The following is a 10,162-nucleotide window of genomic DNA, read 5'->3' on the forward strand; positions in this document are numbered from 1 at the left end:
CCGGCCCGGTCCGCTTCGACTACAAGCCGGTCGACGCCGGCTTCCTCGTCCAGGCCCCCGACCGCTTCCTGGCCGCCCGCGACAGCTGGCGGGTGGCCACCAGGTCCGAGCCCACCGAGGAGGTGTGGCGGGACATCGAGCTGGCCTGGCGGGTCTGCGCCCACACCAAGTCCAACGCCATCGTCCTGGTGGCCAACGGCCAGGCGGTTGGCATCGGCGCCGGCCAGCAGAACCGGGTGGAGCCGGGCGAGATCGCGGTCCGCAAGGCCGCCGGCCGGGCCAAGGGAGGCGCCGCCGCCTCCGACGCCTTCTTCCCCTTCCCCGACGGCCTGGAGGCGGTGGCCGCCGGCGGCGTGGCCGGCGTCATCCAGCCGGGCGGCTCGCTGCGCGACGACGAGGTCACGGCGGTGGCCGACGACCTGGGCCTGGCCCTGGTCCTCACGGGCGAGAGGCACTTCCGGCATTGAGCGCCGTGCTCATGCCCGGCGGCCCGGTGGCCGACGCCGTCCTCGAGGAGGTGGCCCGCCGGGTCGAGAAGCTGACCGCCGCCGGCAAGACCGTGGGCCTGGCCACCCTCCTGGTGGGCGAGGACTCGGCCAGCGCCGGCTACATCCGCATGAAGCAGGAGAAGGCGGCCGAGCTGGGCATGCTCTCGTTCCACACCCACCTGCCCGCCGACGCCACCCAGGAGCAGGTCGAGGCCGCCGTCCGGGCCTTCAACGAGGACCCGGCCGTCGACGCCATGCTCTTCCAGTACCCGCCGCCCGACCACATCGACTTCGACCGGGCGGTGGCGGCCATCGACCCCGACAAGGACGTCGACGGGATCCACCCCTTCAACATGGGCCGCCTGGCCCTCTCGATGCCGGCCCCGGTGCCGTGCACCCCCGGCGGCATCGAGTCCCTGCTGGCCTATTACAACGTGCCCGTGGCCGGGCGCCACGTGGTCATCCTCGGCCGGGGGGTCACCATCGGCCGGCCTCTGGCCCTGCTCCTGTCCCAGAAGCGGCCCACCGCCAACGCCGCCGTCACCGTGGTCCACACCGGGGTGCCGGACTGGGCCGAGCACACCCGCCGGGCCGACATCCTGGTGGCCGCCGCCGGCGTCCCCGGGATCATCCAGCCCGAGCACGTCCGGCCGGGCAGCGTGGTGGTCGGCGCCGGCGTGCGCTACTCCGGGCGCAAGCTCCTTCCCGACGTCGACGAGTCGGTCGAGGACGTGGCGGGGTGGATCACCCCCCGGGTCGGCGGGGTGGGACCCACCACCGTGGCCATGCTGATGCGCAACGCCGTCGAGGCGGCGGAGCGGCGGCGGTAGCCTGGTCACCCACCGTGACCAGGATCTCCGACCTGCTGGCCGCCGGCCGCACCTTCTCGTTCGAGTTCTTCCCGCCGCGCACCGACGAGGAGCGCCAGCAGCTCGTGCGCACCCTGCGGGACCTCGAGCCCCTCGCCCCTTCGTTCGTCTCGATCACCTACCGGGGCGGGCGCTCCTCCCGGCACCCCACCACCGAGCTGGTGGCCGCCATCCTCCGCACCACCACGCTCGTCCCGATGGCCCACCTGATCTGCGTGGCCCACACCCGCCTCGAGCTGGCCGAGATCCTCGTCGACCTGCGCAAGGCGGGCGTCGAGAACCTGATGGCCCTCGGCGGGGACCCGCCGTCCGACCCCGACGCCGCCGAGGGGGAGCTGGCCCAGGCCATCGAGCTGGTCGAGCTGGCCCGGGCCGTCGGGGGCTTCTCGATCGGCGTGGCCGCCCACCCCATCGGCCACCCCCGCTCCCCGGACCTCACCTCGGACCGGGCCTTCCTGGCCGAGAAGCTGGCGCTGGCCGACTTCGCCGTGACCCAGTTCTTCTTCCACGCCGAGGAGTACCTGGGCCTGGTCGAGGACCTGGGCCGCCTGGGGATGGACAAGCCGGTGATCCCGGGGATCATGCCGGTGACCTCGCTGCGGTCGATCCCGCGGATGGCCGCGATGGGGGCCCCGGTCCCGCCCGAGATGGCGGCCCGCCTCGAGGCCGCCGGTCCCGACCCCGCCGACGTGCGCCGGGCCGGGGTCGAGATCTTCACCGACCTCTGCCAGCGCCTGCTGGCCGAGGGGGCCCCGGGCCTGCACTTCTACACCCTCAACCAGTCCACGGTGACCAGGGAGATCTACGCCGGGCTGGGCCTGGCCACCCGGGGCTAGCCGGGCCGGAGTGAGGCCGGGGTGGGGGGCTGCGGGCCCCCGGTAAAGTCCGCCCCGTGCCGAAGATCCCCGTAGCCAACCCCCTCGTCGAGCTCGACGGGGACGAGATGACGCGCATCATCTGGGCGTTCATCAAGGACAAGCTGGTCCTGGCCTACCTCGACATCGAGCTGCTGTACTTCGACCTCAGCATCGAGCACCGGGACGCCACCGACGACCAGGTGACGATCGACGCCGCCAACGCCATCAGGCAGCACGGGGCCGGGGTGAAGTGCGCCACCATCACCCCCGACGAGGCCCGGGTGGAGGAGTTCGGCCTCAAGCGGATGTGGAAGTCCCCCAACGGGACCATCCGCAACATCCTCGGTGGGGTGGTCTTCCGGGAGCCGATCATCTGTCGCAACATCCCCCGGCTGGTCCCGGGCTGGACCAAGCCGATCGTGATCGGCCGCCACGCCCACGGGGACCAGTACCGGGCCACCGACTTCGTGGTGCCCGGCCCGGGCCGGCTGACCATGACCTTCGTGCCCGAGGACGGGGGCCGGCCCATGGAGTTCGAGGTGGCCAACTACCCGGGCCCGGGCATCGCCATGGGGATGTACAACTACGACGAGTCGATCCGGGACTTCGCCCGGGCCAGCCTCCGCTACGGGCTGGACCGGGGCTACCCGGTCTACCTGTCGACCAAGAACACGATCCTCAAGGCCTACGACGGCCGCTTCAAGGACCTGTTCCAGGAGGTGTTCGAGACCGAGTTCAAGGCCGACTTCGAGGCGGCCGGGCTCACCTACGAGCACCGGCTGATCGACGACATGGTGGCCCAGGCCATGAAGTGGGAGGGCGGCTACGTGTGGGCGGCCAAGAACTACGACGGGGACGTCCAGAGCGACACCGTGGCCCAGGGCTTCGGGTCGCTCGGCCTCATGACCTCGGTGCTCATGACCCCGGACGGCCAGACCTGCGAGGCCGAGGCGGCCCACGGCACCGTGACCCGCCACTTCCGGGCCCACCAGCGGGGGGAGAGGACCTCGACCAACCCGATCGCCTCGATCTTCGCCTGGACCCGGGGCCTGGCGTTCCGGGGCAAGCTGGACGGGAACGAGGAGCTGTCCCGCTTCGCCCACGCGCTGGAGCAGGTGTGCGTGGACACGGTGGAGTCCGGCCTCATGACCAAGGACCTGGCCATGCTCGTCGGCCCCGAGCAGTCCTGGTTGACGACCGAGGACTTCCTCGACGCCCTCGACGCCAACCTCGGCAAGGCGGTGGGCTGAGCGTGGCCGCCCGCAAGCCGGTCCAGGTCACCGTCACCGGGGCGGCGGGGCAGATCGGCTACCAGCTGATCTTCCGCATCGCCTCGGGCCAGCTGCTCGGTCCCGACCAGCCCGTGGTCCTGCGGCTGCTCGAGATCGAGCCGGCCATGAAGGCCCTCGACGGGGTCGTGATGGAGCTCGACGACTGCGCCTTCCCGCTCCTGGCCGACGTGGTGGCCACCTCCGACCTGGCCACGGCGTTCGACGGCACGTCGTGGGCGCTCCTGGTCGGCGCCCTGCCCCGCAAGCAGGGGATGGAGCGCCGGGACCTCCTCGCCAACAACGGGGGCATCTTCCGGCCCCAGGGCCAGGCCGTCGCCGCCCACGCCGCCGACGACGTGCGGGTCCTGGTGGTGGGGAACCCGTGCAACACCAACTGCCTGATCGCCCGGAGCAACGCCCCGGAGGTGCCGGCGGAGCGGTGGTTCGCCATGACCAGGCTGGACCAGAACCGGGCCCAGAGCCAGCTGGCCCGCAAGGCCGGGGTGCCGGTCAGCGAGGTCACCAACCTGGCCATCTGGGGCAACCACTCCACCACCCAGTTCCCGGACTTCACCAACGCCCGCGTCTCGGGCCGGCCGGCCCCGGACGTGATCGGGGACCGGGCGTGGCTCGAGAGCGAGTTCCTCGCCACCGTGCAGAAGCGGGGGGCGGCGGTGATCGAGGCGCGGGGGGCGTCCTCGGCGGCCTCGGCGGCCAACGCCGCCATCGACTCGGTGGTCAGCGCCGAGACCGAGACGCCGGCGGGGGACTGGGTCTCCCTGGCCGTGGTCAGCCAGGGCCAGTACGGGATCCCCGAGGGGCTCGTGTTCGGCTACCCGCTGCGCTGCGACGGCAAGGGTGGCTGGGAGGTGGTGGAGGGCCTGGAGCTGGACGCGTTCGCCCGGGAGCGGGTCCGCATCACCACCGAGGAGCTGGAGCAGGAGCGGGCCGAGGTCCGGGACCTGATCGGTCGCTAGACCCCGGCCCGGGGGATCAGGTCCCGGGTTCGATCAGACCGAGGCGGCGCAGGTAGGCCAGCCTCTTCTCGACGGCCGCCTGCCAGGACGCCAGATCCGCCTCGAAGTGCGCCCGGTCGCCGTCCTCGTAGGCGTGCTCGAGCTCGTCGAAAGCGGCGTCCTCAGCGTCCGAGAGCTCCCGGTACCGCTGCAGAGTCTGGTCGTCGATCACCTCGGTCAGGGCCACGGGCCGTTCCCCCTCCTGGTCGATGTCGGCAGCCCAGGGTACCGCTGCTCACCAGGTCGTGACGGCCCGGACCCCGGCAAAGGCGTCGTCGGCCCCGCCCAGCGCCTCGTAGCAGGCGAGCAGGGCCGGGATGTCCCCGGCCACCCGGATGCGCCCGGTCATGAACGCGGTCTGGGCGCTGAGCTCCCCCCGGGCCACGGCCGCAGCGGTGGCGGCGTCCTCGGTCACGACCACCTCGGCGTCCGGCTCGCGTCCGGCGCGCACCCTGACCAGCCCGTCGTCCACGCTCACCACGTAGCAGCGCTCGTCGGTCCCGTCGCGCACGACCTGCTGGATGCGGACCCGCACGCCTGCGGTGGCCCGGCGCAGGGCCTCGCTCCCCGCTGCCGCCCGGTCCATCCCGGCGATCCACTCCTCGCTGAGGAACCGGGCCGTGGCGCGCCCCCGCCCGCTACTTCTTGCGCCGGATGGCGCGCCCGAGCCGGGTGATCGGGTCGAAGTAGCGGTCCACGACCCGCTCCTTCATCGGGATCAGGGCGTTGTCGGTGATGTGGATGTGCTCGGGGCACACCTCGGTGCAGCACTTGGTGATGTTGCAGTAGCCGAGCCCGAACTCCTTCCGGGCCAGCGGCACGCGGTCGGCGGTGTCGAGGGGGTGCATCTCCAGCTCGGCCAGGCGCATCAGGAACCGGGGGCCGGCAAAGGCGGGCTTGTTCTCGTCGTGGTCCCGGATCACGTGGCAGACGTTCTGGCACAGGAAGCACTCGATGCACTTGCGGAACTCCTGGCTGCGCTCCACGTCCCGCTGGGCCATGCGCCGCTTGCCGTCGGGGTCCGCCGGCCGGGGCGCGAACGGGGGTACCTTCCTGGCCATCTCGTAGTTGAACGAGACGTCGGTGACCAGGTCGCGCATGACCGGGAAGGTCTTCATCGGCGCCACGGTGATCTCCCGACCGGGCTCGAAGACGCTCATGCGGGTCATGCACATGAGCCGGGGCAGCCCGTTGATCTCGGCGCTGCAGGACCCGCACTTGCCGGCCTTGCAGTTCCAGCGCACCGCCAGGTCGTTGGCCTGGTTGGCCTGGATGCGGTGGATCACGTCGAGGACGACCTCGCCCTCGCGGGCCTCGACCTCGAAGGTCTGGAAGTCACCACCGTCGGCGTCGCCGCGCCACACCTTCATGGTCACCGTGGCGGGGGCGCCCGCCGGCGAGGACGCCGGTGCCGACTGCGCTCGGGTCGTGGTATCGGTCATTTGGCTGGCTCCTCGAACAGAACCTTCAGCTCGTCGGGCATCTGCGGCAGGGGCTCCTGGGTGAGGGAGATGCCCTCCCCCTTCCGCCGCACGGTGTTGTTGACCTTCCCCCACTCCGGATCGGGCTTCGGAAAGTCGTCCCGCGTGTGGCCGCCCCGGGACTCCTCCCGGGACAGGGCGGCGCGTGCCACCGCCTCGGAGACGGTGAGCAGGGACTCGAGGTCGAGGGCCAGGTGCCAGCCCGGGTTGTACTGGCGGTGGCCCTCCACCGTGACCTTGCGGGAGCGCTCCTTCAGCTCGTTGATCCGGTCGAGGGCGTCCTCCAGCTCGTCCTTCACCCGGATGATGCCCACCAGGGTCTGCATGGTGGCCTGGAGGTCCTGCTGAAGCGTGTAGGGGTTCTCCCCGCCGTCACGCTCGAACGGGGCCAGGGCGTCGGTCATGAGCTGGTCGACGAGGGCGTCGTCGACCTTCGGCTCCGACCCCAGCCCGGCGGCGTACTCGGCGGCGTGCATCCCGGCCCGGCGGCCGAAGACCAGCAGGTCCGACAGCGAGTTCCCGCCGAGCCGGTTGGAGCCGTGCATCCCCCCGGCGCACTCCCCGGCGGCGAACAGCCCCCCCACCGTGGACTGCTCGGTGTCGGCGTCGACCTTGACCCCGCCCATCATGTAGTGGCAGGTCGGCCCGATCTCCATCGCCGAGGTTGTGATGTCGACGTCGGCCAGCTCCTTGAACTGGTGGTACATCGAGGGCAGCCGGCGGCGGATGAAGTCGGCCGAGCGCCGGGACGCGATGTCGAGGTACACCCCGCCGTGCTCGGTGCCCCGGCCCGCCTTCACCTCGGAGTTGATGGCCCGGGCCACCTCGTCGCGGGGCAGCAGCTCGGGGGGACGGCGGTTGTTGATGTGGTCGTCGTACCACCGGTCCCCCTCGGCCTCGGAGTCCGCCGTCTCGGCGGCGAAGACCTCGGGGATGTAGTCGAACATGAAGCGCCGGCCCTCGGTGTTGCGCAGCACGCCACCGTCTCCCCGGACCGACTCGGTCACGAGCAGGCCCCGCACCGACGGGGGCCAGATCATCCCGGTGGGGTGGAACTGGATGAACTCCATGTCGATCAGGTCGGCGCCGGCCCACAGCGCCAGCGAGTGCCCGTCACCCGTGTACTCCCAGGAGTTCGAGGTCACCTGCCACGCCTTGCCGATGCCCCCGGTCGCCAGGACCACGGCCTTGGCCCGGAACAGCACGAAGCGGCCGCTCTCCCGCCAGTAGGCCAGCACGCCGGCGATCCGGTCCCCGTCCTTCAGCAGCTGGTGGACCTTGCACTCCATGAACACGTCGATGTCCTGGGACACGGCGCGCTGCTGCAGGGTGCGGATCATCTCGAGGCCGGTGCGGTCCCCGACGTGGGCCAGGCGGGCGTAGCGGTGCCCGCCGAAGTCCCGCTGGCTGATCAGGCCCTCCTTGGTGCGGTCGAAGAGGGCGCCCCACTCCTCCAGCTCCAGCACCCGTTCGGGCGCCTCCTGGGCGTGGATCTGGGCCATGCGCCAGTTGTTGAGCATCTTGCCGCCGCGCATGGTGTCGCGGAAGTGGACCTGCCAGTTGTCCTCGGACCACACGTTGCCCATGGCGGCGGCGATGCCGCCCTCGGCCATCACGGTGTGGGCCTTGCCCAGGAGCGACTTGCAGACGATGGCGGTGCGGGCCCCCTTGGCCTTGGCCTCGATGGCGGCCCGCAGCCCGGCGCCGCCGGCGCCCACGACTACGACGTCGAAGTCGTGGATCTCGATCTCGGCCATGTCAGCACCGCCTCACAGTGAGCTGATCAGCATCAGAAGAACCTCGGGTCGTGGAACACGCCGGCCGCGACCAGGCGCACGTAGCCGTCGGTGGCGGCCACGAACACCAGCGAGATCCACGCCAGGCCCATGTGGTGGACGTTGAGCTTGGTGACCTGCCGCCACAGCCAGTAGCGCGTCGGGCCCTTGGAGAAGGCGTTGAGGTGGCCTCCGCAGATGTGGCGGCACGAGTGGCACGACACGGTGTAGAGGCCGAGGAGGATGGCGTTGACGAACAGGACCAGCGATCCCAGCGACACGCCGACCCCGGGGTGCATCGCCAGCGACTTGATGGCCTCCCACAACAGGATGAGCGGGAGCGGGATGGCGAAGTACCACGCGTAGCGGTGGATGTTCTGGATGAGCAGCGGGAAGCGGGTCTCGCCGGTGTAGCGCTTGTGCGGCTCGGGCACGGCGCACGCCGGCGGGGACAGCCAGAACGACCGGTAGTAGGCCTTGCGGTAGTAGTAGCAGGTGGCCCGGAAGGCCAGGGGGAACGGGAGGACCAGGAGAGCGGCCGAGATCGGCCACCACGACACCAGGTGCCAGCTGGTCCCGAGGTTGCCCGGGCCGCAGTGGCTGGTGATGCACGGCGAGTAGAAGGGGCTCAGCAGCCGGTTCCCGTGGGGCGTGATGGCCACGAAGTCGTGGGGCCAGAACGCCGCCCAGGTGGCGTAGATCACGAACGCCAGGAGCACGCCGAAGGTCACCGCCGGCTGCAGCCACCACCTGTCCACGCGCAGGTTGACCGCCGGCCTGACTCCCTGCCCCGCCGGAATGGCGGCTACCGCCATGCGCCCTCCCCATGGATCGCCGGGTGTGCTCGTCCTCTCGTGAACCGCACCCTAAGACGGAGCCGGTCGATAAGTCCAAGACATGTTGACACTGTTGTCAATAGTTAATGCCTATGACAGCCCTATGATGGGACGGTGGAGCTGCACCAGCTGCGCTACTTCGTGGCGGTGGCGGAGGACCGCCACTTCACCCGGGCGGCGTCCCGGCTGGGGGTGGCCCAGCCGTCGGTGAGCTCGCAGGTGCGCAAGCTGGAGGCCTCGCTCGGCGCCCGGCTGTTCGACCGGGGACCGGGCGGGGTGTCGCTCACCCAGGCCGGGGAGGTGCTCCTGCCTCTGGCCCGCCGGGTCCTGGCCGACCTCGACGAGGCGGCCGACCTGGTGCGGGAGCTGGACGCCCTGGGGCGGGGCCGGCTGGCGCTCGGGGCCACCCCCAGCCTCAGCACCGTCCTGCTCCCCGCCGTGCTGGCCCGCTTCCACGCCGCCCACCCCGGCGTCACCGTGGGCCTGTTCGAGGAGGGCTCCGGCGGGCTGGTGGCCAGGCTGGAGTCGGGCGAGGTGGAGCTGGCGCTGGTGATCCTGCCCCTCCGCCAGGAGTGGCTGGAGACCTCGCCGGTGGCGTCGGAGGAGCTGGTGCTGGTGACCGCGCCCGGCCACCGCCTGGCCGGGCGTCGGTCCCTGGCGGTGGAGGAGCTCCGCCAGGTGCCCCTGGTGATGTTCCGGGAGGGCTACGACCTGCGGACGGCCACCTTCGCCGCCTGCAACCGGGCCGGGTTCGATCCGGTGCTGTCGACCGAGGGCGGGGAGATGGACGGGGTGCTGGCCATGGTGGCCGCCGGCATCGGCGCCGCCGTGGTGCCGAGCATCGTGGCGGCGGGCCACCCCGAGCTGCGCACGGTGCGCTTCGAGCCCGCCGACCTGCGCCGGACCATCGGCCTGGCCCGGCGGCGGGACCGCTCGGTGTCCCGGGCGGCGGCGGCCTTCCGGGCCGAGATGGAGGCGCTGCTGGAGGGGCAGGGCTGGCCCGGGGCCACCCCGGCCGGCCTCACCCTGTAGCGGCGGTGGTCGTGACGGGGCCCTCGAGGGTGGCCCGGACCGAGATCCCCCCCGGGCCCGGCACCAGGTCGACGTCGAACGAGCCGTGGGCCAGGACCACCCGGCCGGCGGTGGTCGTCCCGGAGCCGGTCCTGACCTGGAGCGATCCGACGAGCACGAGCGCCCCCGGCCCCACCAGGTGGAGAGCGCCGGGGTCGCGGTGCACGGTGGCGCCCCCGGTCGTCACCACCGCCGCGCCGCTCCCGGCGCTGAAGTCGGCGCTGTCCTCGGGCCGGGCCAGGCCGGACTGACCCACCGCCACCGGGGCGGCGGCGTGGTAGGTCCCGGCGGCCACGATCCGCTCGGCGCCGTCGAGGGCCCAGGTGGAGCCCGAGCTGTCGACGGAGACGTCCACCCGCCCGGCCACCAGGGCGCCGTGGCCGATGAGGCCGAGGGGCACCCCCCCGTTCCACACCACGGTCGAGGGCTGCCCGCCGACGACGACGTTGTAGAAGGTGGCGCCGCCGCGTCCGCGCACCGGCACGGTGATCTCGAGGG

General features: G+C 72.0%; 12 protein-coding genes. 6 read left to right on the forward strand and 6 right to left on the reverse strand.

The window, feature by feature from the left end:
- The 5 genes from VFW24_01010 to VFW24_01030 form a co-directional block, all read left to right on the forward strand.
- On the forward strand, positions 1–467 hold a 467-nt coding region (locus tag VFW24_01010), incomplete at its 5' end, for a bifunctional phosphoribosylaminoimidazolecarboxamide formyltransferase/IMP cyclohydrolase PurH (GenBank protein HEX5265328.1).
- Between the two features lie 5 nt (positions 468–472).
- Positions 473–1,318 (forward strand): tetrahydrofolate dehydrogenase/cyclohydrolase catalytic domain-containing protein, encoded by an 846-nt coding sequence (locus tag VFW24_01015; protein HEX5265329.1) that lies wholly within the window; start codon positions 473–475, stop codon positions 1,316–1,318.
- A gap of 14 nt (positions 1,319–1,332) precedes the next feature.
- Complete coding sequence (locus VFW24_01020) at positions 1,333–2,193, forward strand: methylenetetrahydrofolate reductase (GenBank protein HEX5265330.1); 861 nt, start codon at positions 1,333–1,335, stop codon at positions 2,191–2,193.
- 56 nt (positions 2,194–2,249) lie between these two features.
- The gene (locus VFW24_01025; GenBank protein ID HEX5265331.1) at positions 2,250–3,464 is read left to right on the forward strand and encodes an NADP-dependent isocitrate dehydrogenase; all 1,215 of its coding nucleotides are present in this window, start codon (positions 2,250–2,252) and stop codon (positions 3,462–3,464) included.
- A gap of 2 nt (positions 3,465–3,466) precedes the next feature.
- Complete coding sequence (locus VFW24_01030) at positions 3,467–4,462, forward strand: malate dehydrogenase (GenBank protein HEX5265332.1); 996 nt, start codon at positions 3,467–3,469, stop codon at positions 4,460–4,462.
- Positions 4,463–4,478: 16 nt separating this feature from the next.
- On the opposite strand, the gene VFW24_01035 is transcribed toward VFW24_01030, so the two are convergent.
- The 5 genes from VFW24_01035 to VFW24_01055 are packed head-to-tail and all read right to left on the reverse strand — an operon-like array spanning position 4,479 to position 8,572.
- Positions 4,479–4,688, reverse strand: coding sequence for a hypothetical protein (locus tag VFW24_01035; GenBank protein HEX5265333.1), 210 nt, complete (start codon positions 4,686–4,688; stop codon positions 4,479–4,481).
- A 48-nt stretch (positions 4,689–4,736) separates the two neighbouring features.
- Positions 4,737–5,087, reverse strand: a complete 351-nt coding sequence (locus VFW24_01040) for an SCP2 sterol-binding domain-containing protein (GenBank protein ID HEX5265334.1) — start codon at positions 5,085–5,087, stop codon at positions 4,737–4,739.
- 52 nt (positions 5,088–5,139) lie between these two features.
- Entirely contained in the window at positions 5,140–5,943 is an 804-nt protein-coding gene (locus tag VFW24_01045; GenBank protein HEX5265335.1) for a succinate dehydrogenase/fumarate reductase iron-sulfur subunit, read from the reverse strand.
- Positions 5,940–7,739 carry a fumarate reductase/succinate dehydrogenase flavoprotein subunit gene (locus VFW24_01050; protein HEX5265336.1) on the reverse strand — a complete coding sequence of 600 codons (1,800 nt, stop codon included), beginning with the start codon at positions 7,737–7,739 and terminating at the stop codon, positions 5,940–5,942. The genes VFW24_01045 and VFW24_01050 overlap by 4 nt, the downstream gene beginning before the upstream one ends.
- Before the next feature lie 32 nt (positions 7,740–7,771).
- Positions 7,772–8,572: a hypothetical protein gene (locus VFW24_01055; GenBank protein HEX5265337.1), complete on the reverse strand. Its 801-nt coding sequence runs from the start codon at positions 8,570–8,572 to the stop codon at positions 7,772–7,774.
- Between the two features lie 135 nt (positions 8,573–8,707).
- Between VFW24_01055 and VFW24_01060 the strand changes: the two genes are divergently transcribed.
- Positions 8,708–9,625: a LysR substrate-binding domain-containing protein gene (locus tag VFW24_01060; GenBank protein ID HEX5265338.1), complete on the forward strand. Its 918-nt coding sequence runs from the start codon at positions 8,708–8,710 to the stop codon at positions 9,623–9,625.
- On the opposite strand, the gene VFW24_01065 is transcribed toward VFW24_01060, so the two are convergent.
- A partial coding sequence (locus tag VFW24_01065) for a hypothetical protein (protein HEX5265339.1) occupies positions 9,615–10,162 on the reverse strand: 548 nt, incomplete at its 5' end. The genes VFW24_01060 and VFW24_01065 overlap by 11 nt on opposite strands.

It is taken from the genome of Acidimicrobiales bacterium, assembly GCA_036273495.1.
In the GTDB taxonomy this organism is placed as follows: domain Bacteria; phylum Actinomycetota; class Acidimicrobiia; order Acidimicrobiales; family JAJPHE01; genus DASSEU01.

Excerpts from the sequence above, each read along its gene's own strand:
- VFW24_01040 (HEX5265334.1), bottom strand. The coding sequence starts at position 5,087 with ATGGACCGGGCGGCAGCGGGGAGCGAGGCCCTGCGCCGGGCCACCGCA.
- VFW24_01045 (HEX5265335.1), bottom strand. The coding sequence starts at position 5,943 with ATGACCGATACCACGACCCGAGCGCAGTCGGCACCGGCGTCCTCGCCG.
- VFW24_01050 (HEX5265336.1), bottom strand. The coding sequence starts at position 7,739 with ATGGCCGAGATCGAGATCCACGACTTCGACGTCGTAGTCGTGGGCGCC.
- VFW24_01055 (HEX5265337.1), bottom strand. The coding sequence starts at position 8,572 with ATGGCGGTAGCCGCCATTCCGGCGGGGCAGGGAGTCAGGCCGGCGGTC.